We start from the raw sequence: 22,505 nt of genomic DNA, 5'->3' as shown, positions 1-22,505 counted from the left end.
ATTATTGAATTGCCGGCTGGCTTTTCATCGTTAGTTCCAGCGCCTGGGCGCAGCGCTCCTGTGCAGTGTCCAGTTCCAGCTTCATCTGCTCGATATCGAGCATTTGCTGCTCCAACTGCTCACGGCGTTCGGCGATTTTGCTCAGCATGGTTTGCAGCTGTTTCTGATTGCCGCCGGTGGGGTCGTAGAGTTCGATCAGCTCGCGGCATTCGGCGAGTGAGAAGCCAATGCGCTTGCCCCGCAGGATCAGTTTCAGGCTGACCTTGTCGCGAGGCGAATAGATGCGCTCCTGGCCGCGTCGTTCGGGGCTGAGCAAGCCTTGCTCTTCATAGAAGCGAATGGCCCGCGTGGTGATGTCGAGCTCGCGGGCGAGGTCGGAAATGCTATAGGTCTGGCTGCTCATGGAAGCGCTCAAAAAAAGGTCATGGCGCTAAGCTAATGGCAGGTTGACGTTTACGTCAAGGGGCGGGTTTTTTCGTCGTCATTGCGGGCCTCTTCGCGGGCAAGTCGGATCGCCGCACCGCTCGCTCCTACAGGTACTGTGTAAATCCTGTAGGAGCGAAGCTTGCTCGCGAAGAACGATAACCCGGTGTAATGCCCTACACCTTATCGAGCTTCTTCTCATGCGCCGTCACCTGCTGGCACAACTCGATCATCTGCTCGCGCATCCAGCGGTTGGCCGGGTCCTGGTCGGTGCTTTCATGCCAGTAAAGGTGAGTTTCCACCGGCGGCACATCGTTGACCGGCAGGTTCACCGAGTACAAATCATGGCGGCGGGCGAAGCGCTCCGGCACGGTCATGACCATATCGGTTTGCTGCAACACCTGCGACGCCATCAAGTAATGCTGGGAGCGCAGGGCAATCTTGCGCTGGATGCCCATCTTGCCCAGGGCCAGGTCAACATGGCCCAGACCACTGCGGCGGCTGGAAATATGGATATGCGTCAGTGACAGATAGTCATCGAGGGTGAATTTCTCCTTGGTCGCCAGCGGATGGCCCTTGCGCATGGCGCACACGTAACGGTCTTCCATCAACTTGACGTGACGCACTTGCGGGTCGGTGTTGAGCGGCGCGTCCACCGCAAAGTCGAGTCGCCCGGCCGCCAGTTCCTTGGTGGTCTCGCGGCGCTTGGACAGAAAGCTTTCGATGATCACCGTTGGCGCCAGGCGGCGCAGGCGCTGGAACAGTGGCGGCAGGATCACCGCTTCGGTGAGGTCGGTCATGCTGATGCGGTACGTCTTGACCGCCTGCAACGGGTTGAAGATGCGGCTTTCCTGCACCGACACCCGCAGCAGAGAGAGGGCGTTGCGCACCGGGCCGATGATGTTTTGCGCCATCGGCGTTGGCACCATGCCTTGGGCCGTACGCACGAACAAAGGATCGTTGAACGTCTCGCGCAGGCGGGCCAGAGCGTTCGAAACAGCCGGTTGAGTAATGCCGACAATCTGTCCGGCGCGGGTCAGGTTGGCTTCGGTGTAGATCGCGTCGAAGACGATGAAAAGGTTGAGGTCGACCTTGCTCAGATTCATTGCGCTGCACTCTTATTGTTGGTTCTCAATCAGCCGATCATATATCGGTGATGAATGTTAATACACGCCGAGAATAGGCTAGGTAAATTTTCGTAGCTGTTCTAGCATCGATTGCATGACCTAAACAACCTCCCCCCAGAAGGTAGCTGCTCATGGATTTCGCTTATTCGCCCAAGGTGCAAGAACTGCGTGAGCGCGTGACCGCGTTCATGGACACCTACGTTTATCCCGCCGAAGCCGTGTTCGAGCGCCAGGTTGCCGAGGGCGACCGCTGGCAGCCGACTGCGATCATGGAAGAACTGAAACTCAAGGCCAAGGCTGAAGGCCTGTGGAATTTGTTTCTGCCTGAGTCCGAACTCGGCGCCGGCCTGACCAACCTCGAATACGCACCATTGGCAGAGATCATGGGCCGCTCGCTGCTGGGGCCTGAGCCATTCAACTGCTCGGCGCCCGACACCGGCAACATGGAAGTGCTGGTGCGCTACGCCAACGAAGAACAGAAACAACGCTGGCTCGAACCGCTGCTACGCGGCGAGATCCGCTCGGCGTTCGCCATGACCGAACCGGATGTGGCTTCGTCCGACGCCACCAACATGGCCGCCCGCGCCGTGCGTGACGGTGATGAGTGGGTGATCAACGGCAAAAAGTGGTGGACCTCGGGTGCCTGCGATCCACGCTGCAAGATTCTGATCTTCATGGGCCTGAGCAATCCTGATGCGCCACGCCACGCCCAGCACTCGATGATTCTGGTGCCGGTGGATGCACCGGGCGTGAAGATCGTTCGTCCGCTACCGGTATTCGGTTACGACGACGCGCCTCACGGTCACGCCGAAGTGCTGTTCGAAAACGTCCGCGTGCCGTACGAAAACGTCCTGTTGGGCGAAGGACGCGGCTTCGAAATTGCTCAAGGTCGCCTTGGCCCGGGCCGGATTCACCACTGCATGCGTTCGATCGGCATGGCTGAGCGTGCGCTGGAACTGATGTGCAAGCGCTCGGTGAATCGCACCGCATTCGGCAAGCCCCTGGCGCGTTTGGGCGGTAACATCGACAAAATCGCCGACTCGCGGATGGAAATCGACATGGCACGCCTGCTGACTTTGAAAGCGGCGTACATGATGGACACCGTCGGCAACAAAGTGGCGAAGAGCGAAATCGCGCAGATCAAGGTGGTGGCACCGAACGTGGCGTTGCGCGTCATCGACCGGGCGATCCAGATCCATGGCGGGGCAGGGGTTTCCAACGATTTCCCGCTGGCCTACATGTATGCGATGCAGCGCACGCTGCGCCTGGCCGACGGCCCGGATGAAGTGCACCGCGCGGCGATCGGCAAGTTCGAGATCGGCAAGTATGTGCCGAAGGAAATGATGCGCAGCCATTAATTGTAGGAGCGAGCCTGCTCGCGATGGTCGCCAACGATAACGCGTGTTTATTGGATAAACACGGTGTTCATTAGTCCATCGCGAGCGGGCTCGCTCCTACAGTTGATTGCGTTTCAGTCGATCACTGGCAGTCCGTAAAAAGCCCGCGCACATGCGGTGCTGTGGGCGGCCAGCTCTTCCTCGCTTTCCCCGCGATGCAACGCCACTTCCCGCAACACTTCAGTCAGGTACGCCGGTTCGTTGCGACCATTTTTCGGCTTTGGTCGCAAGCTGCGCGGCAGCAGATACGGTGCATCGCTCTCCAGCATCAACCGCCCGCGTTTGATTTCTTTCACCAACGGATGCAAATGCGTGCCCCGACGCTCGTCGCAGATCCAGCCGGTGATGCCGATGTGCAAGTCCAGGTCGAGGTAGCTGAACAGCGCCTTCTTTTCGCCGGTGAAGCAATGCACCACGGCGGCCGGCAATTGGTCGCGGTAATCGCGCAGGATTTCCAGCAAGCGCTGACTGGCATCACGTTCGTGGAGAAACACCGGCAGTTGCAGATCGACCGCCATCGCCAAATGTTCTTCGAGGACTTTTTCCTGTTGCGGACGCGGCGAGAAATCGCGATTGAAATCCAGCCCGCATTCACCCACCGCCACTACGTTCGGCTCTTTGAGCAAACTGCGCAGACGCTGGGCGCTGTCGGCGTTCCAGTCGCTGGCTGCGTGAGGGTGAATGCCGGCGGTGGCGAACAGCCGTTGCGCCGTGTCATCCAATTGCCGGCACAGCTCCAGCGCCTGTTCGCTGCCTTCGACATTGGTGCCGGTGAGCACCAATTGGCAGACTCCGGCGGCATAGGCGCGGTCGAGTACAGCCTGGTGTTTGTCGGCAAAACTGGGGTTGGTCAGGTTGACGCCGATATCGATGAGTTGCATGGTGCTACCTCGGACCAAAGGCCGGAAAGCATATCAGAGCTGTAGATTTATAAGAAAAGCCAAGAACTACAACGAGTTAAAGCTGTCTTTTGATGCCGCGAGACAAGCTGGGGTGGTCAGCATGCCATCACTGTGCCAGTCTTTCGCACTTTGCCAGCGCTCAAGGCGCTCTGTTTCTGTCGTTCGATTTCAAACATTTTTTTGAAATTGGCCCAGTATTCTTTCCGGAGAGTGGATGACACGTCCCTCGATTTTGTTACTGCTGTGTGGTTCGTTGCTGCTGCCGATGCCGGCGGTTGCGCGGTTGGCCGGCCCACTGCAAGCCGTGCCGGCGGCCCAGGTGCGCGACCTGCAGGAAATCCGCAGCAGCCGTGTGTTGAAGGTGCTGGTCAACCAGAGCCGCAACAGCTCCGGCGAAGTCCAGGGCCAGGCCATCGGCGTCGAATACCATCGCTTGCGTGCCTTCGAGCAATACCTCAATGGTCATGCCCGTGACGGTCAGGAAGTGACGCTCAAGATCATTCCCAAAGCCAAGGATCAACTGCTCGGCGCGTTGCAGCGCGGGGAGGGGGATCTGGTTGCACCGGGCGAGTTGCTCGATCTGCAACCGGGCTACGCCGTCAGCACCAGCGAACCGATTGCCAGCGACATTCCTCTGGTCCTGGTCGGAATCAAGGGCGAGAAACGCTACACCCGCCTCGAACAACTGTCCGGTAAAACCCTGGCGCTCCCCACCGGCAGCGCCGCCGGGGAGGCGATCAATCAGATCAATCAAAAGCTTGCCTTGCACAAACTGGCACCGGTGAAGATCGAGTGGGTCGATCCGAGCCTGGCGGTCGAAGACGTGCTGGAAATGGTTCAGGGCGGGATTTTTCACCTGACCATCGTCGAGCAGCCGATTGCCGAACGCTGGGGCAAGATCCTGCCCAAGTTGCGTTTCGATCGGCAGGTGCTGATCAGCGAGCCGGGGGAAGAATTCTGGTTCGTGCGTCGCGATGCCTCGATGCTGCGGGCGAGCATCGATCGCTTCCTGATCGGGTACAAAAAGCCTTCGGATCAGGACGCGGCGTTCCTGCGCATCTATCGACGTCTCTATCAAGTGCATTACCCACTGGCCAAGACTGATCGCCAGCGCCTGGAAAAACTCAGACCGGTATTGCAGAAACACGCCGATGCCCAAGGCATGGATTGGTTGAATCTGGCGGCATTGGCCTTCAAGGAGTCCGCGTTGCAACCCCGCGCACGAAGCGGCGGTGGCCCCACTGGCCTGATGCAGATCACTCCGTCCGCGGCCCAGCGGGTAGGGGTCAACAACATTCAGGACCTCGATGCCAATGTGCAGGCCGGGGCCAAATACCTGGCGATGATCCGCCGCAAGTTTTTCGCCAGCCCCAAACTCAACGAGCGTGAGCGCATGGCGTTCGTGCTGGCGGCTTACAACATCGGGCCGGAGCGGGTTCAGGGCATGCGCGCCGAGGCGCGTCGGCGAGGCTTGAATCCCAATCAATGGTTCTTCCAGGTCGAGCGCATCGCCATGGAGCAGGTGGGAATGGGACCTGTCAGCTATGTTAATAGCGTGAACAAGTATTACTTGGCGTTCGATCGGGAGCGGGAGTCGTTGGAGCCCCAGGGGCAGAAAGTAGCCTTAAGGAAGTGATCGAATAAACTGATTGTTATGGCGAAAAATTTGCGCTTTTAGCATTTAATTTATTGATTAATATAGCGGCCAACCAACACACAAACACACAATGGATGACACAGCATGAGCTCACTGATCAACAAGGTACTGTTTACCCGCGCTGGCTACGGCCTGACTGTCCTGCGGATCTTCGTCGGCATCATCTTCGCGGCCCACGGCTCGCAGAAACTCTTCGGCGCTTTCGGCGGCTACGGTCTGGCGGGCACCGCGCAGTACATGGAAAGCATCGGCCTGGCACCGGGTTACCTGATGGCCACGTTGGCCGGTGGTACCGAGTTCTTCGCCGGTCTGGCCTTGATCATCGGCTTGCTGGTCCGCCCGGCGGCACTTGGCCTGACGTTCCTGTCGCTGGTCGCGATTTTCAGCGTGCATATCAGCAACGGTCTGTTCATGGCCAACAACGGTTATGAATTCGCCCTGGCCCTGCTGGGTGGCAGCATCGCGGTGCTGTTCGAAGGCGCCGGCAAGCTGTCGGTTGATCGCGCCATCGCTGGTTGATCGCTCTGGCTCAACGAAAAGGCCCGCATTGCGCGGGCCTTTTTTGTTGTGCGTCATTCTTGACACTGTCCGGTCAGCTTCTCTAGGATGCTGCCATGCGCCGATTTAAACAGCTACTTGCGGGGCGCCAGGTGACTCATTCAGTTGCCGATAGAAGCTTGAAACAGGCTTCGAAATACCGCTAAAGCGCTGGTTCGGTGTTGCCTCTCACCTGCCATGCAGACTTTTGAGGCAGAGACACGACACGATGAATGCACTAAACCCCGTTGTACGCCCCGCGCCGATCACGGCACATCTGACCCAGCGCAATCCAAAAATTCTGCTTGGCGGCAAACATCAGCCGACGCTCCTGCGTTACCTCGATGGTTGGCCACGTCGCACCGGTGGGCCCGCAGCTTTCCTGATCCAGTTTGTCGAAGACGGTGAGTCACTGGCGCGTTTTGCCAGCGACAGTTTCGACCTGGCGGTGATTCAGTCGCCCGCCCTTGAAGACGCGCCAGAGATGATCAGGCAACTGACCCGCGTCGCCCGGCAAGGGCTGATCACCCGCCGTTAAGGCTTATGGGTAATCAATCGCCACGATATACACGCACTGTTCGCCGGTAGGCGTCTGGACCCGAACTTCGGCGTCCAGTGCCTTGCCGATCAGGGCGCGTGCCAACGGTGAGTCGATGCTGATCAGGCCCAGTTTCAAGTCCAGCTCATCCGGCCCGACGATGCGGTAGCGCGACTCCTTGCCGTCCTCGTCTTCGATGGTGACCCAGGCCCCGAAGTAGACTTTGTTCGGATCGCTGGGCTTTTCGCTGACCACCTTGAGCGCTTCCAGCCGTTTGGTGAGAAAGCGCACGCGACTGTCGATTTCGCGCAGCATCTTTTTGCCGTAGGTGTATTCGGCGTTCTCGGAGCGATCACCCTGCGCCGCGGCCTCGCTGACCGATTGCGTGACCTGCGGTCGGCGCACATGCCAGAGTTCATGGAACTCGGCCCGCATCCGCGCTTCACCTTCAGGGGTGATCAGCGCGGTGCCAGCGGTGCGGGGAGGGCGATAACGGCTCATGGCAACTTCTTGTGGTTGAGAAGGGTTGAGTCTATCAACCCTCGCGCAAGACTGTCAGGGGGCTGGCGTTCAAGGCGCGCCGGGTGCCAAACACGCCGGCACCGCCGATCAGCACGGCGCCGATCAGTGGCAACACCAACAGCCACGGATGCGGGTGCCATGGCAAGTCGAAGGCGTAACGGTACAGCACCAGGCTCACCAGCTCCGAGCCCAGCGCTGCCAGCAATCCGCTGACCGCGCCAAGCAGGCCGAACTCGATCCGTCGGGCCTTGACCAGCAACTGGCGCTCGGCCCCCAGAGCTCGCAGCAATGCGCCTTGGCGAATGCGTTCATCCAGCGTGGCTTGCAGGCCCGAGAACAACACCGCCATCCCCGCCGCCAACACAAACAACAACACGTACTCCACCGCCAGGGTGACCTGGGCGAGAATGCTGCGCAGCTGCGCCAGCAAGGCTTCGACTTGCAGAATGGTCACCGCCGGGAAGGCGCGGGACAGGTCGACGATCTGCTGGTCGTGGCCCGCCGCCAGATAGAAACTGGTCAGGTAGGTCGCTGGCAGATCCTTCAATGTGCCGGGCTGGAAAATCATGAAGAAGTTCGGCTGGAAGTTGTCCCAGTTGATCTCACGCAGGCTGGTGACCTTCGCTTCGCGATTGACCCCGCCGACGGTGAAGACCATTTGATCGCCGAGCTTGAGCCTCAGGCTCTCGGCGACTTTGCCTTCCACCGACACGCCGGGAACGTCGTCCGGCGCCTGATCGCCCCACCAGTTGCCGGCGGTGAGTTTGTTGCCGGCCGGCAGGTCTGCCGCCCAGGTCAGGCTGAGGTCGCGCTGAATCGCCCGATCTCCGGCCGAGTCCTTGCTGACGATGTCCTGCACCGGTTCGCCATTGATGCTGATCAATCGCCCCGGCACCACCGGGTACAACGGTGCCGATTGTGCCGACAGTTCGATCAGGCGATCGGTGAATGCCTGTTTTTCCGCCGGCAGGATGTTCAGCGCGAAGTAATTCGGCGCGTTTTTCGGCAACTGGTTTTGCCAGGTGTCCAGTAATTCGCCGCGCAGCAAAGCGATCAACGCCATGGACAGCAGGATCAGACCGAAGGCCAGCGATTGGCCCGCTGCCGCCAGTGGATGACGCAGCAGTTGACCCAGGCCGAGACGCCACGGCAACGAAGCGCGCGCGAGCATTCGGCGCAGGCTCTTCAGTAGCAGCAACAGCAGGCCGCCCAGCACCAGCGCCGCGATCACGCCGCCGCCGAGCAGGGCGAAGGTCAGTACCAAATCCAGGCTCAGGCGCCACATGATCAGCCCGAGAGCGCCCAGTGCCGCGCCGTAGACCATCCAAGTGCTGGAAGGAATCGGCAGCATGTCGCGGCGCAATACACGCAATGGCGGGACCCGCCCCAATGCAGCCAGTGGCGGCAAGGCAAAACCGGCCAGCGCTACCAGTCCGGTGCCGATCCCGGCGATGGCTGGAAGCAGGCCGCCCGGTGGAACATCGGTCGGCAACAAATCATGCAGCAGCGCGAACAGCCCGAGTTGCGCCAGCCAGCCGAGCAAGGCGCCGCTGATGCTGGCCAACAGTCCGAGAACCGTCAGCTGCAAACTGAACAGCACCATGGTTTCCCGACGGGACAGCCCGAGACAACGTAAAAGTGCACTGGCATCGAAGCGGCGGGTGGCGAAACGCGTCGCCGACAGCGCCACCGCGACACCGGACAACAGCACCGCGACCAGACTCGCCATGTTCAAGTAGCGCTCGGCTTTGCCCAGTGCGCCGCCGATCTGACGGTTGCCATCGCGGGCGTCTTGAATGCGTTGATTGGCGGCGAGGCCGGGTTTGATCAATTGACGGTAGGTTTCCAGCGCTTCGGCCTTGCCGCGCCAGAGTTCGCGGTAGCTGACGCGGCTGCCGGGCTGTACCACGCCGGTCGCCGTGAGATCGCTGAGGTTGATCAGCACCCGTGGCGTCAGGCTGTAGAAGTTGCCGGCACGATCCGGTTCATAGGTCAGGACGCGCGCCAGTTTCAGGGTGCGCATGCCGACGTCGATGCTGTAGCCGATCTTCAAGTCCAGCGCGGTCAGTAGTCGCGCTTCAACCCAGGCTTCGCCGGGTTTCGGTCCGCCTCCGGATTCTTCCGCAGCGAAGGGCGCGGCGGCGCTTTTCAGCTCGCCGCGCAGTGGGTAGACGTCGTCGGCGGCCTTGATGCTGGACAGCTGAATGCCTTTGTCGGTGGCGATTACGCTGGAGAACTCCACCACCTGCGCATGTTCGAGGCCCAGATCCGTGCCGCTTTTGATCTGTTCGGGTCGCGCCGGCGAACTGCCTTCGAGCAGCAGGTCGGCGCCGAGAAACTCGGTGGCGCGCAGCATCATGGCGCCATTCAGGCGGGCGCCGAAGTAACCGATGGCGGTACTCGCCGCCACCGCCACCAGCAAAGCGAAGAACAACACCCGCAACTCACCGGCGCGGGCGTCGCGCAGCAGTTGGCGGATGGCGAGACTGAACAGGCGCAACAGCGGCAGGCGTGCCATCAAGGCTCCAGAGGGGCGACCAGCAGGCCGGCTTCAAGGCGGATCAGGCGCCGGCAACGATGTGCCAGGCGTTCATCGTGGGTCACCAGCACCAGGGTCGTGCCGCGTTCCTTGTTCAGTTCGAACAACAGATCGCTGATGCGCTCGCCGGTGTGGCTGTCGAGGTTGCCGGTGGGTTCGTCGGCGAACAGCACATCGGGCTCGGCGGCAAACGCACGGGCAATCGCCACACGTTGCTGCTCGCCACCGGAGAGCTGGCGGGGCGAGTGGGTCAGGCGCTGGCCCAAACCGACCCGTCGCAGCAATTCGGTGGCGCGCTCACGGGCGTCTTTGCGGCCATCGAGCTCCAGCGGCAACATGACGTTTTCCAGGGCGTTGAGGCTGTCGAGCAGCTGGAATGATTGAAAGACAAAACCGACGTGTTCGGCGCGAATGCGTGCGCGTTGGTCTTCATCAAGATTGCTCAGGCCCTGGCCTGCGAGGGTAACTTCACCGCTGCTCGGCAAGTCGAGGCCGGCGAGCAGGCCGAGGAGGGTGGATTTCCCCGAGCCGGACGCGCCAACGATGGCCAGGCTGTCGCCCTTGTTCAGTTCCAGGCTGAGTTCGTGCAGGATAGTCAGATCACCTTCCGCGCTGGGAACCACTTTGCTGAGGTCCTTCGCGGTGAGAATGCTTGCGCCCATGGAGAATCCGATGCGAGTGTGGTTTTTGAGTGCTGGCCTGGCCTTGATGTGCATGGCCCAGAACGCAGCGGCGGGTACTGTCCTGATCGTTGGCGATAGTATCAGCGCCGGTTTCGGACTGGATACCCGCGAGGGGTGGGTGTCGCTGCTTGAGCAACGGCTCAAGCGCGAAGGTTTCGACGATAAGGTGGTCAATGCGTCCATCAGCGGCGACACCAGCGCCGGAGGCCGGGCGCGCCTGCCTGCGCTGCTTGCAGAGCATAAACCGGAGTTGGTGATCCTCGAGTTGGGTGGCAATGACGGGCTGCGCGGAATGCTGCCAACACAATTGCAACAAAACCTTGCAGCGATGATCAACAGCTCCAAGGCCAGTGGCGCCAAAGTGCTACTACTCGGCATGCAACTGCCACCCAACTACGGTGCGCGCTACAACAAGGTCTTCGCTGAGGCTTTCAGCAACGTCGCCGCCGAGAAAAAAATCCCGCTGGTGCCGTTTTTCCTCGAGGGCGTGGGCGGGCATCCTGAGCTGATGCAGTCAGATGGCCTGCACCCGGCTGCGGGCGCTCAGGACAAGTTGCTGGAAAATGTCTGGCCGACACTGAAACCGCTGCTTTGACGCTTTTCTAGCGGCGGTGTTTCGGCTAAGGTGGCGCCCCCGATTTGGAGCCCCCGATGCCGCGTCCCGCCTGGTCACTTTTTGCCTATCAACTGATCGAGCCTGACGAACAGCTGGATCTGTTCGCCTGCCAGGAAGTGCGGGTACATCTGGTGACCCGTCAGCTGGAGCTGGGCGGCTCGGCCGATCGCACCCTGTGCGGAAGTCTGCTGCCCGCGCAACCGCGCTGGTCGAGCGTTGATCGACGGGTGTTCCAGGACCAGCGGCTGTGTTCGTTGTGCCGGGCCATTCTGGAGTCGCAAAAGCGCGGTACTTCGCCGATCTGGCCGGAGCTGCGGTTCGAGCTTTGATGGCTTGATGTGGGGTTGGGTTGGGTTGGGTTGGGGGCGTATCCGTTTTTGCGGTAACGGCCACTTATGGTTTCGCCCTTACGGCGAGTCACTTTGGAAAAGCCCCAAAGTAACCAAAGGGCTCTTGCCCCTTTCGTTCGGTGCCTCGCTAATGCTCGGCATACCCTCGCTCCGGTCCTGCTCCGTGGGCCCGCCGCGATCGGCCATCCTTGGCCGTGCGCGGCTAACCCGGCATCCATGCCGGGTTGCCCACTGCGCAGAACCTGCGCTCAGCCTCTCGAGGGGGCGACTACCGCCACAGCCGCCGAGGCGGCCTGAAAGCCGACCTGGCTCTTCAGTTGTCCGCTTTGTCCTTCTTTGCTGCGTTCACTCATTCCCGATTTGTACACCGCTCCCCTGTAGGAGCCGGCTTGCTGGCGATGGCGTCCGTCCAGTCAATAAATGTGTCGACTGACCCACCGCATCGCCAGCAAGCCGGCTCCTACAGTTGATCGTATCTATCCAAACACATACGCATTTCCCTTGTAGGAGCCAGCTTGCTGGCGATGGACGTCAACGATAACGCTGGGTGTCTGAATGAGCGCGTCGCCCCGACGATTTTCGCCGGCAAGCCGGCTCCTACAGGGAATCGCGTTTGCTTTCGCTTTTCACCACTCATCAGGCCGAGCGTTAGCTCGCCTTCAGCTTTTGATCTGAGCGCCCCCTCGAGAGGCCGAGTGGAGGTTCTGCGCAGTGGGCAACCCGGCATGGATGCCGGGTTAGCCGCCCCCGGCCATGGATGGCCGATGGCGGCGGGCCCACGGAGCAGGACCGGAGCGAGGGCATGCCGAGCATTAGCGAGGCACCGAACGAAAGGGGCAAGAGCGCTTTGGTTACTTTGGGGCTTTTCCAAAGTGACTCGCCGTAAGGGCGAAACCATTAGCGGCCGTTACCGCAGAAACGGATATGCCCCCTGAAAAAATACCGCAGCCAATTCACGCTCTATCGGTGTCTCTCCCCGAATACCAGAGCGCCAGTGTACAATTGCGTTCTTAAACCCCAGTCGATTATGCGAAGGATTTTCCGGATGTTGCCGCGCTTTCCTGCCGTCACCCGCTGCCTGACTCTTGCCGCCCTTTGTGTGGCTGGCCCCGTAGCAGCATTGGAGCTACCCCTGCCACCGCCCGGTGAAGACATCATCGGCCAGGTGCAAGTGATCAAGGCCAAGTACGAAGACACCTTCGCCGACCTTGGCACCACCTACGATCTGGGCTACTCGGAAATGGTCGCGGCCAACCCTGGCGTCGATCCATGGTTGCCGGGTGCCGGCACCGAGATCGTGCTGCCGACGCGCTTCATCCTGCCGCCAGGCCCACGTGAAGGCATCGTCATCAACCTGGCTGAATACCGCCTCTACTACTTCCCGAAAGGCCGGAACGTGGTCTACACCTTCCCGCTGGGTATCGGTCGTGAGGGCTGGGGTTCGCCGATTGCCCACACCAGCATCGTTGCGAAGACGCCGAACCCGACCTGGACCCCTCCAGCGTCGATCAAGGCCGAACACGCCGCTGACGGTGATCCGCTGCCGAACGTCGTGCCGGCCGGCCCGGACAACCCGCTGGGCCCGTTCAAGTTCACCCTGGGCACGCCGGGCTACCTGATCCACGGTTCGAACAAGAAGTTCGGCATCGGCATGCGCACCAGCCACGGCTGCTTCCGCATGTTCAACAACAACGTGCTGCAAATGGCAGGCATGGTGCCGGTCGGCACGTCAGTGCGCATTCTCAACGACCCCTACAAGTTCGGTGTAAGTGGCGGCAAGGTTTATCTGGAAGCGCACACGCCGCTGGACGACAAGGGCAACCCGTCGGTCGTCGACAAGCACACGGCTGTGATCAACGCGATGCTCAAGCGCGAAGACATCACCAACAACCTGCGCATGAACTGGGATGTGGTGCGTGATGTGGTTGCCGCTGAAGATGGCCTGCCGGTGGAGATCGCCGTGCCGAATACTTCTGCGCCGATGGTGACGAGTGCACCGATCGATCCGTTGCAGTAAGGCTTGAACAGAACCCGCCGGCGCTGAGAGCGTCGGCGGGTTTTTTATTGCCTGGACAAACGCCGGGCAATAAAAAAGCCGACCCAAAAAATGGGTCGGCTTGATAACAACCCCGAAGGATTATTACTTGCGGCTAGCTTTTTCCAGCATGCGCAGAGCACGCTCGTTAGCTTCGTCAGCAGTCTGTTGTGCTTTTTGAGCAGCAGCCAGAGCTTCATCAGCTTTACGGTAAGCTTCGTCTGCACGAGCCTGGGAGCGAGCAGCTGCGTCTTCAGTAGCGGTCAGACGTGCTTCGGTTTCTTTCGATACGCTGCTGCAACCGGTAGCCAGAACTGCGGCCAGAGCCAGAGCAGAGAATTTCAGAACGTTGTTCATCGTGTTCCCCTTCAAGGACTTTCAATTAAATTAGCTGTCTCCTCAGAGTGAGGAAATAGCCGGCGTACATACTACCCATTACTTGTCGTAAGTAAACTGACGTAAAGCAAGAAGCAAAAAAAATTGTAGGCGTTGATTCTTTTTCGAGCAACTTTTACTTGCGATTGATTAAAAAATATCCAGCTGCAAGGCCCGAGCTGAGCGAGTTGGCACGAAAAAGTTCCCGGAGGCAGGACTGTTTTTCCCATCTTGGCTAAAGTCTGTCTAGATGGATTCGTCTACACTTTTGTTCGGAATTTGCGCGGCACCTCTCAAACTCTTTCGCCTAGTTGAGGTGACTTAATAGAGGGACGCTCGTCTTAAGTCTCAACATCCGGCAATGTTCAGGCTATCGACCCGCAGAGCGCTTCGGTCGAGCCGTCCCTGCGTAACCCGGAGCAGCACCCGCCCAACCCCGCGTGATGACGAGCGCACCTTGAGCATTTCTGCCAATGGTGCCTACTATTTGATACGTGCTCGGTTGCGCGAGATCGGTGCAGCTCTTCTCGGTGTCCATTCAGGCACGGGGGTGGCGTAGATGTTCCTTCGCCGGAAAAACATCGGTAAGGTAGGGGTCAGAATTCAAGACCCGCAGAGGAGTTGTGATGAGCGAGGCGTTGTCCATCAACCATGACCAGGCAGGTCATCAGTTCGAGACCAATGTGGACGGTCATCGTGCCTACCTGACCTATATGGATCTGGGGAAACAGACTCTGGATATCTATCGCACCTTCGTGCCCAATGCATTGCGTGGTCGCGGCATTGCGGCAGCCTTGACCGAGAAGGCGCTGGAGTACGCCGAGGAAATGGGCTACACCGTGATTCCATCGTGTTCCTACGTGGAGCGCTACATGGAGCGCCACCAGCGGCATGCGGCCAAGCTGAGCCAGTAAAACGAACGCATAAAAAAACGCCGGGTTAAGCCCGGCGTTTTTGTGTGCGCTGAACAGTGATCAGGTGCGATCACGTTTAGGCAGCACATCCTTGAGCTTGGCGTGCATGCTGCGCAAGGTGTTTTCGGTGGCGGACCAGTCGATGCAGGCATCGGTGATCGACACGCCGTATTGCAGGTCGGCGAGGTCTTTCGGGATCGCCTGGCAGCCCCAGTTCAGATGACTTTCGACCATCAGGCCGATGATCGACCGGTTGCCTTCGAGGATCTGGTTGGCGACGTTCTCCATCACCAGCGGTTGCAGGGCCGGGTCCTTGTTGGAGTTGGCGTGGCTGCAGTCGACCATGATGTTCGGCTTGATCTTCGCTTTGTTCAGCGCTTGTTCGCACAGTGCGACGCTGACCGAATCGTAGTTCGGCTTGCCGTTGCCGCCGCGCAGCACCACGTGACCGTAGGCATTGCCCTTGGTGGTAACGATCGACACGCCACCTTCCTGGTTGATCCCCAGGAAACGATGCGGGCTGGAAACCGATTGCAGGGCGTTGATCGCCACGGTCAGGCCGCCGTCGGTGCCGTTCTTGAAGCCGACCGCCGAGGACAGGCCGGAAGCCATCTCACGGTGAGTCTGGGATTCGGTGGTGCGCGCGCCGATGGCCGACCAGCTGATCAGGTCCTGCAAATATTGCGGAGAGATCGGGTCAAGGGCTTCGGTCGCGGTCGGCAGGCCCATTTCGGCCAGGTCCAGCAGCAACTGACGACCAATGTGCAGACCGTCCTGAATCTTGAAGGAGTCGTCCAGGTACGGGTCGTTGATCAAGCCTTTCCAGCCGACAGTGGTGCGTGGCTTCTCGAAATACACGCGCATGACCAGATACAGCGTATCGGACACTTCCGCGGCCAGCACTTTCAGGCGCTCGGCGTATTCGTGGGCAGCCTTGATGTCGTGGATCGAGCACGGCCCGATGACGACAAACAGGCGGTGGTCGGTGCCATCAAGAATGTTGCGAATGACTTCGCGACCCTTGGTGACGGTGCGCAGGGCAGCGTCGCTCAGAGGGATATCACGCTTGAGCTGGTCAGGAGTGATCAGCGTCTCGTTGGAGGCGACGTTTAGGTCGTTGATCGGTAAATCAGCCATCGTTTACTCGTCAGGTCACGGGTGCCGGCCGCCAGCGAACCCGCGCGGCGGAGCACAGCAAATTAAGCGCGTCGGGGAGCGGAACCTTAGCGCGTTACACCGTGGCTCGACAATGGGCAGACAGCGGTTTAAGGGCCATTCGCAACGAATTGATGACGTCCCTTAATCCAGCACCGCCTGCGCAAATGCCTTGCGAACCGTGTCGTGGGAGAACTCGTCGGCGTGCTGCTGGACCCATTCGAGGGCCAGCGCCTGGGTTTCCTGCAGGTCGTCGTGGGCGTCATGCAGGCGACAGTAACGCTCGATCTGACACACCTGTTCGCCCATTCGGGCGCTGAACATCATCTGCTCGTCAACAAAGGCAATGCCTACCAGGTAGCCGCGCTTGCGTCGCAAGCACCAGGCCACGTAGCCCAGAAAACGCATATCGGGGTTCAAGGTCGGCATGCGTACTTCCAGCGCGGTACCGTGACGCCAGGCGCGGTGGTAATTGCAAGCCATGCCCCCGAGGCTGATAGTGTGCAGCTGTTGCCGTGAAATACACTCAGGTTTTAGCAACGTTAATTCGACGGGTACATCGTCAGGATGAGGAATAAAACGTCCCATGAGCACGGACTCCATGTGTCGGCCATCTGACATTGTTTCCCCCAGTATAGTGGTCGAATTGGCACTGACCGATTTCGACGCCGACCAACGGTTGCTGGCGATGAGCGGCGTTTCGCTGGTTGTTTTTACCAGCGTCGGCTGCGCCAGTTGCCGTTTTGCCCGAGAGCAATTGCCCAGGCTCGATCTGGATGTCGATCGCTTGTGCTGGATTGATGCCGGGGACAACGGCGGGGTGGTCGAGCGTTATCAGGTCTTTCATTTGCCGGCGCTGTTTGTGGTGCGCGACGGTGAGTTCTTCGGGGCACTAAGATCACGCCTGACCGCTACCGAGCTGAATGAAGCCGTAGGTCAGGCGTTGACGAGAACAGCAGAGGAGTTGCCATGACGGCTGCAGTTGTCAAACCGACCATCGGTATTATCGGAACCGGTGCAATCGGCGGGTTTTACGGGGTCATGCTGGCGCGTGCCGGTTTCGATGTGCATTTTCTGCTGCGCAGCGAGTTTTCGGCGGTGGCCGAGCACGGACTTCACATCGACAGTGCACCGCACGGCGCGCTGACGTTGAATCCGGTTCAGGCCTATTCGTCGGCCGAAGACATGCCGCCCTGCGACTGGTTGCTGGTGGGCGCGAAGACCACCAGCAATGCCGGTCTGGCGCCGGCGATCATTCAAGCCGCAGCGCCGAATGCCAAGGTACTGCTGCTGCAAAACGGCCTGGACGTCGAAGACAGTCTGCGGGCATTGCTTCCCGATACGCTGCACCTGCTCGGCGGGCTTTGTCTGATCTGCGTGCATCGCACCGGCCCGGGCGCGATCACCCATCAGGCCCTCGGCGCTGTGAACGTCGGCTACCACAGTGGCCCCGCTGGCGATGAGCAGGCGCGCATGGCGATTGTCGAGGAGGGCGCCGGATTGTTCCGCAGCGCCGGCATCGATTCCCAGGCCATGGCGAACCTGCAACAGGCGCGCTGGCAAAAACTGGTCTGGAATATTCCTTACAACGGCCTCTCGGTTCTGCTTGGGGCGGGCACCACAGCGTTGATGGCCGACGCCGACAGCCGCGAGCTGATCAAGGCCTTGATGGCCGAAGTGGTCCGGGGCGCGAAGGCCTGTGGTCACGACATGCCGGCCGGTTATGCCGATTATCTGTTCATGATGACCGAGAAAATGCCGGACTACTGGCCGAGCATGCACCACGACTTTTTGCACAAGCGACCGCTGGAACTGGCGGCCATTTACGCCCGGCCACTGGCGGTGGCCAAGGCTGCCGGGTGCGAATTGCCGCGAATCGACGCGTTGTATCGCAGTTTGAGTTTTATCGATCGACGCAACACCTGAGTCGATCAACCCGAGGGGGAAGGGCATGGCAAAGACGATTGACGACAAACTGGTACTGGCGATTTCTTCGCGTGCGCTGTTCGACCTGAGCGAAAGCCACAAGGTTTATCTGTCGAGCGGCGTCGAGGCCTATCGGCAATATCAGATCGAACACGAAGACGAAATCCTCGAGCCCGGCGACGCATTCCCTCTCGTTGAAAAACTCCTGAACCTGAACGCCAGCCTCGGCCGCGCCAGGGTCGAGGTGATCCTGGTGTCGCGCAACAGTGCCGACACCGGGCTGCGGGTGTTCAACTCTATCCACCATTACGGGCTGGCGATTTCGCGCGCGGCATTTGTCGGCGGGCGCAGCCCGTATCCGTACCTCAAGGCGTTTGGCTGCGACCTGTTCCTGTCGACCCATGCCGAAGACGTGCGCAGTGCGCTGGATGCCGGGTTCGCGGCGGCGACCATTCTGTCGGGCGGCGCCAGCCGTGCGGCCAGCGATGAATTGCGGATTGCCTTCGACGGTGACGCCGTGCTGTTTTCCGACGAATCGGAGCGGGTTTATCAGGCGGGCGGCCTTGAAGCGTTCCAGGCCAGCGAACGCGAAAGTGCCCGCGAGCCCTTGCGCGGTGGGCCGTTCAAGGGCTTTCTCGCGGCGCTCAATCTGTTGCAGCGCGAGTTCCCGGAGGACGCCTGTCCGATCCGTACCGCGCTGGTCACCGCGCGTTCCGCACCGGCTCATGAACGGGTGATTCGGACCCTGCGCGAGTGGGATATTCGCCTGGACGAATCGCTGTTTCTGGGTGGCCTGACCAAGTCCGCTTTCCTTGAAGCCTTTGCCGCTGACGTGTTTTTCGACGATCAGGCCGGTCATTGCGAGTTGGCTCGCGAGGTGGTCGCTACCGGCCATGTGCCGCATGGCATAAGCAATGAGCAAAAGGTTTAAGCCCGCCGTTCAACGCGTTACGCGGGACGTCGCACTCGCCAAGGCACTGCTAAGCTGAATCAATCTCCGCCATGTTGGCACTCGAGGAGGTCATATGATTCGTTCGATGCTCTATGCCACTGACCTCGGCCTGTACGCCCCTTTGGTGATGCAGCATGCCCTGGAGCTGGCTCGAACATTCAATGCCGACCTGTATGTGGTGCACGCGGTTGAACCCATGGGGCTGTTTGCCGAATCGGTGCTTCAGAGTTACCTCGATGAGCAGGCGCTGAACGAGTTTCACAGTCAGGGCCTGAACACCGTGATCGCCAATATCGAGCAGCGCGTGCTCGACAGTTTTCGTGAAGAACTGGGGGATGAAGGGGAGCAGGATCTGGAGCGGATACAAGCGGTGCGGGTGCTTCAGGGTGATCCGTCGCAGGTGATTCTCGAACAGGCGCAGAAACTCTCCGTGGATTTGTTGATCGTAGGTAGTCATAGCCATGGTGCTGGCGCGGAAACGCCTTTGGGGCGGACCGCAGCGCGGGTGTTGCAGTTGGCTCGGGTCCCGGTCTATCTGGTGCCGCTGGTGGAACGCCGTCGCCAAGGGGACCGCTAGTCCACGAATAGTGGCAGTTTGATAAAAAAGTTCTAGATTTATTCTTCAAACCATTAATATAGTTATATACCGTCGCTGATGCCCGTGGCGTCTACCTGCTTTGAGGGATTCATATGAAGCTTCAACAATTGCGCTACATCTGGGAAGTGGCGCACCACGACCTCAACGTTTCCGCTACAGCCCAAAGCCTTTACACCTCGCAACCGGGCATCAGCAAGCAGATCCGTCTGCTGGAAGACGAATTGGGCGTCGAGGTTTTTGCTCGCAGCGGCAAGCACCTGACCCGCGTCACCCCGGCCGGCGAGCGCATCATCACCACCGCCGGCGAGATCCTGCGCAAGGTTGAAAGCATCAAGCAGATCGCCCAGGAATTCTCCAACGAGAAGAAAGGCACCCTGTCGATCGCCACCACGCACACCCAGGCGCGTTATGCGTTGCCGCCGGTGATCAGCAATTTCATCAAACAATACCCGGACGTTGCGCTGCACATGCACCAGGGTTCGCCGATGCAGATCGCCGAAATGGCCGCTGACGGCACCGTCGATTTCGCCATCGCGACTGAAGCGCTGGAGCTGTTCGGTGATCTGGTGATGATGCCGTGCTACCGCTGGAACCGCTGCGTGGTCGTGCCTCAGGGCCACCCGTTGACCAAGCTGTCGAAGCTGACTCTCGAAGCGCTGGCCGAATACCCGATCGTGACTTACGTGTTCGGTTTCACCGGCCGTTCGAAACTCGACGAAGCCTTCAGCCATCGCGGCCTGACGCCGAAAGTGGTGTTCACCGCCGCCGACGCCGACGTGATCAAGACTTACGTTCGCCTGGGGTTGGGCGTGGGCATCGTGGCAAAAATGGCGGTCGATACCAAGCTCGATAATGACCTGGTGGTGCTCGATGCCAGCGAATTGTTCGAATCCAGCATCACCAAAATCGGTTTCCGTCGCGGCACCTTCCTTCGTGGCTTCATGTGCGACTTCATCGAGAAGTTCGCCCCGCACCTGACCCGCGAAGTCATGGCCAAAGCCATTCAGTGCCACAACAAGCAGGAACTGGAAGAGCTGTTCGACGGCGTCGAACTGCCGGTTCATTGATCTCCCGCTAAACCACCTCGGTAACAGAAAACTGTTGCCGAGCACCCGCCACCAGAATCTCCACCTCGTCCCCTTCGAACTTGCCCAGCAGGCTTTTGCCCAGCGGCGAGCGAGGGGTGATGACGGTAATCCATTGCCCCACCAAGTCGACCTTCAAACCTGCCGCGTCGGGCGCCAGGAACAGCCATTGCTCACGTCCCTTTTCGTCTTCGAGACCGAGCAGGGCGCCGACTTCGATGCCGCGCTGGTCGTCATAAGGCCGCAGCGTCAGGTTCTGGCACAGCGTCAGTGATTGCCTGATTTCCTCCACGCGCTTTGCCTGCCCGGCCGCCAGATATGACGCCTCCAGACCCAGGGTGTCGTACTTGTTTTCGGCGATGTTTTCTTCGTGGGTCGCCGTTTCGTAAGCGGTTTGCGCGGCACGCTCGGCAATGTCGAGATCGATCCGCAGCTTGTCGATAATCAGTTGGTGGACGGTTTGCTTATTCATGATCAATCGCAGAATTGCAGGACATTGGCGCGGCTTTTTTCGCTTGGTGCGGTGCGGTCCTGTTGCAGCCAGAACTGGCAATTGGGGTTCGACAGATTGCGGTTGCTGCTGCGCGCCTGATCCAGCCGTTGTGCCTGTTCGTTATTGCGCAGGTTCTCTTCGTACTGCTGGAACATCGGGCTCTGCGGCGGAATGTCCGGCACCGGTTGCACCACTACCGGCGGCTTGGCCAATTGCTCCACCGCTTGTGCGACGGGCGCCAGTTGCTCGCTGAACAACAGGCGCGAGGCGAGCCAGCAGGTCAGTGCGATCGCGAGGAAACCCAGCCACAATCCGAGGGCGATACTGCCCGTCAGTTGCAGGGCATTAAGCTGGATCGGCAAGCGGCGGCGCGGATTGGGACGGTAGGGCATGACTGCCTCCTGGCGGTTGGTCGCGGGCGAGTGGCGATTGTCGCATGAAGATTAATCGCCGTCGGCTCTTCTGCACGGGGTAATTTATGCGGACAATCGGCGCCTTTGCCAACGGGAGCCTGGAATGCCTGAAATGCCTCAAATGAAAAACCGCAGGCGCTGGGATATTTTTTGCACCGTGGTCGATAACTTTGGCGACATCGGTGTGACCTGGCGCCTGGCCCGCCAATTGGTGGCCGAACATGCGATGGACGTGCGTTTGTGGGTCGATGATTTGCGGGCCTTCGAGCGTTTGTGCCCAGCCATTGATCTCAATCTTCCACAGCAGTGGCAGGAGGGGGTCGAGGTGCGTCAGTGGACGGCCGACTGGCAGCCGACTGACGCGGCTGATGTGGTGATCGCCGCGTTCGCCTGCCAGTTGCCGAGTGCTTACATGGAGGCCATGGCGGCGCGGGAGAAGCCGCCGCTGTGGTTGAACCTCGACTACCTGAGCGCAGAAGACTGGGTCGTTGGCTGCCACGGCTTGCCGTCGGTGAAGTACAAAAACGTGCAGAAATTCTTTTTCTTTCCGGGGTTCCAAAAGGGCACCGGTGGCTTGCTGCGTGAAAGCGGATTGCTGGAACGGCGTCGGCAATTTCAGCAAGACCCCGAGGCTCAGCGCGCATTCCTGCAAGGTTTAGGGATTGATCGGGCGCAAGGCGCGCAGCTGATTTCGCTGTTCGCCTACGAAAATGCCGGCCTGGCCAGTTGGCTGGATGTCCTGGCCGCCGATCCAGTGCCCACGCATCTGCTGGTGCCCGAAGGGCGGATTCTCGGTGATGTTGAACGTTGGCTCGGTGTCGAGGGTTTGGCGGCGGGCGCGGTGCATGTGCGCGAGTCATTGACCGTGCAAGTGCTGCCGTTCGTCCGACAGGATCAATACGATCACCTGCTTTGGTGCTGCGATTTCAACGCCGTGCGCGGCGAAGATTCGTTTGTCCGCGCGCAATGGGCAGGGCGGCCGCTGCTCTGGCACATCTATCGGCAGGACGAAGACATTCACCTGGACAAGCTCGAAGCCTTCCTCACGCTCTACACAAAAGGCCTGTCTGCACCTGCCCGCGAGGCGATCAGCGGTCTTTGGCAAGAGTGGAATGCCGGGCATGATATGTCCGACCATTGGGCTACGACCCGTAAACACTGGCCAGAACTGCAAAAACACGCCGAGGCGTGGTGTCTGGAACAGGCTTTGCAGGCTGATCTTGCCGCAGCGCTGGTACAGTTTTATGTAAATTGGATATGATACGCGG

The 22,505-nt window shown here is 59.9% G+C and carries 25 protein-coding genes; 14 read left to right on the top strand and 11 right to left on the bottom strand.

The features are described 5' to 3' along the window. Nucleotide 1 precedes the first annotated feature (1 nt). Both ACM6IO_RS01210 and ACM6IO_RS01205 read right to left on the bottom strand, forming a co-directional pair. Complete coding sequence (locus ACM6IO_RS01210) at nt 2-403, bottom strand: MerR family transcriptional regulator (protein WP_414910752.1); 402 nt, start codon at nt 401-403, stop codon at nt 2-4. A 196-nt stretch (nt 404-599) separates the two neighbouring features. Continuing rightward, nucleotides 600-1,529, bottom strand: coding sequence for a LysR family transcriptional regulator (locus ACM6IO_RS01205; RefSeq protein WP_008031887.1), 930 nt, complete (start codon nt 1,527-1,529; stop codon nt 600-602). Nucleotides 1,530-1,681: 152 nt separating this feature from the next. On the opposite strand from ACM6IO_RS01205, the gene ACM6IO_RS01200 reads away from it, so the two are divergent. Next, nucleotides 1,682-2,908, top strand: a complete 1,227-nt coding sequence (locus ACM6IO_RS01200; RefSeq protein WP_192229216.1) for an acyl-CoA dehydrogenase — start codon at nt 1,682-1,684, stop codon at nt 2,906-2,908. A 113-nt stretch (nt 2,909-3,021) separates the two neighbouring features. Here the strand turns inward: ACM6IO_RS01200 and ACM6IO_RS01195 are convergent, their stop codons facing one another. Further along, complete coding sequence (locus tag ACM6IO_RS01195; protein WP_414910751.1) at nt 3,022-3,828, bottom strand: TatD family hydrolase; 807 nt, start codon at nt 3,826-3,828, stop codon at nt 3,022-3,024. Between the two features lie 235 nt (nt 3,829-4,063). On the opposite strand from ACM6IO_RS01195, the gene ACM6IO_RS01190 reads away from it, so the two are divergent. The 3 genes from ACM6IO_RS01190 (at nt 4,064) to ACM6IO_RS01180 (ending at nt 6,581) form a co-directional block, all read left to right on the top strand. Beyond that, nucleotides 4,064-5,485, top strand: a complete 1,422-nt coding sequence (locus ACM6IO_RS01190) for a transglycosylase SLT domain-containing protein (RefSeq protein WP_223437623.1) — start codon at nt 4,064-4,066, stop codon at nt 5,483-5,485. A 105-nt stretch (nt 5,486-5,590) separates the two neighbouring features. Then, nucleotides 5,591-6,025 carry a DoxX family protein gene (locus ACM6IO_RS01185; RefSeq protein WP_008031879.1) on the top strand — a complete coding sequence of 145 codons (435 nt, stop codon included), beginning with the start codon at nt 5,591-5,593 and terminating at the stop codon, nt 6,023-6,025. A 247-nt stretch (nt 6,026-6,272) separates the two neighbouring features. After that, a complete protein-coding gene (locus ACM6IO_RS01180) occupies nt 6,273-6,581 on the top strand; it encodes a hypothetical protein (protein WP_008031878.1) in 309 nt (102 codons plus the stop codon). Nucleotides 6,582-6,584: 3 nt separating this feature from the next. Here the strand turns inward: ACM6IO_RS01180 and greB are convergent, their stop codons facing one another. The 3 genes from greB to ACM6IO_RS01165 are packed head-to-tail and all read right to left on the bottom strand — an operon-like array spanning nt 6,585 to nt 10,304. Further along, complete coding sequence (gene greB / locus ACM6IO_RS01175) at nt 6,585-7,082, bottom strand: transcription elongation factor GreB (protein ID WP_008031876.1); 498 nt, start codon at nt 7,080-7,082, stop codon at nt 6,585-6,587. A gap of 34 nt (nt 7,083-7,116) precedes the next feature. Continuing rightward, a complete protein-coding gene (locus tag ACM6IO_RS01170; RefSeq protein ID WP_414910750.1) occupies nt 7,117-9,621 on the bottom strand; it encodes an ABC transporter permease in 2,505 nt (834 codons plus the stop codon). Further along, nucleotides 9,621-10,304, bottom strand: a complete 684-nt coding sequence (locus tag ACM6IO_RS01165) for an ABC transporter ATP-binding protein (RefSeq protein WP_008031873.1) — start codon at nt 10,302-10,304, stop codon at nt 9,621-9,623. Before ACM6IO_RS01165 ends, ACM6IO_RS01170 begins: the two co-directional genes overlap by 1 nt. 10 nt (nt 10,305-10,314) lie before the next feature. Here ACM6IO_RS01165 and ACM6IO_RS01160 point away from each other — a divergent pair, with 10 nt between their 5' ends. The 3 genes from ACM6IO_RS01160 (at nt 10,315) to ACM6IO_RS01150 (ending at nt 13,308) form a co-directional block, all read left to right on the top strand. After that, nucleotides 10,315-10,920: an arylesterase gene (locus tag ACM6IO_RS01160; RefSeq protein WP_008041183.1), complete on the top strand. Its 606-nt coding sequence runs from the start codon at nt 10,315-10,317 to the stop codon at nt 10,918-10,920. Between the two features lie 56 nt (nt 10,921-10,976). Continuing rightward, nucleotides 10,977-11,270, top strand: a complete 294-nt coding sequence (locus ACM6IO_RS01155) for a hypothetical protein (protein ID WP_003226812.1) — start codon at nt 10,977-10,979, stop codon at nt 11,268-11,270. Between the two features lie 1,066 nt (nt 11,271-12,336). After that, nucleotides 12,337-13,308, top strand: a complete 972-nt coding sequence (locus tag ACM6IO_RS01150) for a L,D-transpeptidase family protein (RefSeq protein ID WP_008031383.1) — start codon at nt 12,337-12,339, stop codon at nt 13,306-13,308. Between the two features lie 123 nt (nt 13,309-13,431). On the opposite strand, the gene oprI is transcribed toward ACM6IO_RS01150, so the two are convergent. Then, complete coding sequence (gene oprI / locus ACM6IO_RS01145) at nt 13,432-13,683, bottom strand: outer membrane lipoprotei OprI (protein ID WP_003172710.1); 252 nt, start codon at nt 13,681-13,683, stop codon at nt 13,432-13,434. Between the two features lie 644 nt (nt 13,684-14,327). Here oprI and ACM6IO_RS01140 point away from each other — a divergent pair. Beyond that, entirely contained in the window at nt 14,328-14,615 is a 288-nt protein-coding gene (locus ACM6IO_RS01140) for a GNAT family N-acetyltransferase (RefSeq protein WP_008031384.1), read from the top strand. 60 nt (nt 14,616-14,675) lie between these two features. On the opposite strand, the gene ACM6IO_RS01135 is transcribed toward ACM6IO_RS01140, so the two are convergent. Together ACM6IO_RS01135 and ACM6IO_RS01130 are read right to left on the bottom strand one after the other, a co-directional pair. Beyond that, entirely contained in the window at nt 14,676-15,752 is a 1,077-nt protein-coding gene (locus ACM6IO_RS01135; RefSeq protein WP_008031386.1) for a 3-deoxy-7-phosphoheptulonate synthase, read from the bottom strand. A gap of 162 nt (nt 15,753-15,914) precedes the next feature. Further along, entirely contained in the window at nt 15,915-16,358 is a 444-nt protein-coding gene (locus tag ACM6IO_RS01130) for a PilZ domain-containing protein (protein WP_008031388.1), read from the bottom strand. Between ACM6IO_RS01130 and ACM6IO_RS01125 the strand changes: the two genes are divergently transcribed. The 5 genes from ACM6IO_RS01125 to cysB all read left to right on the top strand — a co-directional run bounded on the left by ACM6IO_RS01125 (nt 16,357) and on the right by cysB (nt 20,313). Beyond that, on the top strand, nt 16,357-16,743 hold the full coding sequence (locus tag ACM6IO_RS01125; protein ID WP_207286360.1) for a thioredoxin family protein: 387 nt from the start codon (nt 16,357-16,359) through the stop codon (nt 16,741-16,743). The two genes, ACM6IO_RS01130 and ACM6IO_RS01125, sit on opposite strands and share 2 nt — an antisense overlap. Next, nucleotides 16,740-17,696, top strand: a complete 957-nt coding sequence (locus ACM6IO_RS01120) for a putative 2-dehydropantoate 2-reductase (RefSeq protein WP_414910749.1) — start codon at nt 16,740-16,742, stop codon at nt 17,694-17,696. Before ACM6IO_RS01125 ends, ACM6IO_RS01120 begins: the two co-directional genes overlap by 4 nt. A 25-nt stretch (nt 17,697-17,721) precedes the next feature. Beyond that, complete coding sequence (locus ACM6IO_RS01115) at nt 17,722-18,627, top strand: 5'-nucleotidase (RefSeq protein ID WP_414910748.1); 906 nt, start codon at nt 17,722-17,724, stop codon at nt 18,625-18,627. Nucleotides 18,628-18,721: 94 nt separating this feature from the next. After that, the gene (locus tag ACM6IO_RS01110) at nt 18,722-19,225 is read left to right on the top strand and encodes a universal stress protein (protein ID WP_008031396.1); all 504 of its coding nucleotides are present in this window, start codon (nt 18,722-18,724) and stop codon (nt 19,223-19,225) included. A 113-nt stretch (nt 19,226-19,338) separates the two neighbouring features. Further along, entirely contained in the window at nt 19,339-20,313 is a 975-nt protein-coding gene (gene cysB, locus ACM6IO_RS01105; protein ID WP_008031398.1) for an HTH-type transcriptional regulator CysB, read from the top strand. Between the two features lie 7 nt (nt 20,314-20,320). Here the strand turns inward: cysB and ACM6IO_RS01100 are convergent, their stop codons facing one another. Then, entirely contained in the window at nt 20,321-20,803 is a 483-nt protein-coding gene (locus ACM6IO_RS01100; RefSeq protein ID WP_008031400.1) for a GreA/GreB family elongation factor, read from the bottom strand. Between the two features lie 2 nt (nt 20,804-20,805). Then, on the bottom strand, nt 20,806-21,216 hold the full coding sequence (locus ACM6IO_RS01095; RefSeq protein WP_414910747.1) for a hypothetical protein: 411 nt from the start codon (nt 21,214-21,216) through the stop codon (nt 20,806-20,808). 124 nt (nt 21,217-21,340) lie between these two features. Here ACM6IO_RS01095 and earP point away from each other — a divergent pair, with 124 nt between their 5' ends. Next, nucleotides 21,341-22,498, top strand: a complete 1,158-nt coding sequence (gene earP, locus ACM6IO_RS01090; protein ID WP_414910746.1) for an elongation factor P maturation arginine rhamnosyltransferase EarP — start codon at nt 21,341-21,343, stop codon at nt 22,496-22,498. Nucleotides 22,499-22,505: the final 7 nt, after the last annotated feature.

Origin of the sequence: Pseudomonas sp. IT-P44 (assembly GCF_949768225.1) — a bacterium.
GTDB classification, from domain to species: Bacteria; Pseudomonadota; Gammaproteobacteria; order Pseudomonadales; family Pseudomonadaceae; genus Aquipseudomonas; species Aquipseudomonas migulae.
Note: the sequence above shows the minus strand (reverse complement) of the source record. Positions and strands in the feature narration are given on the sequence as shown.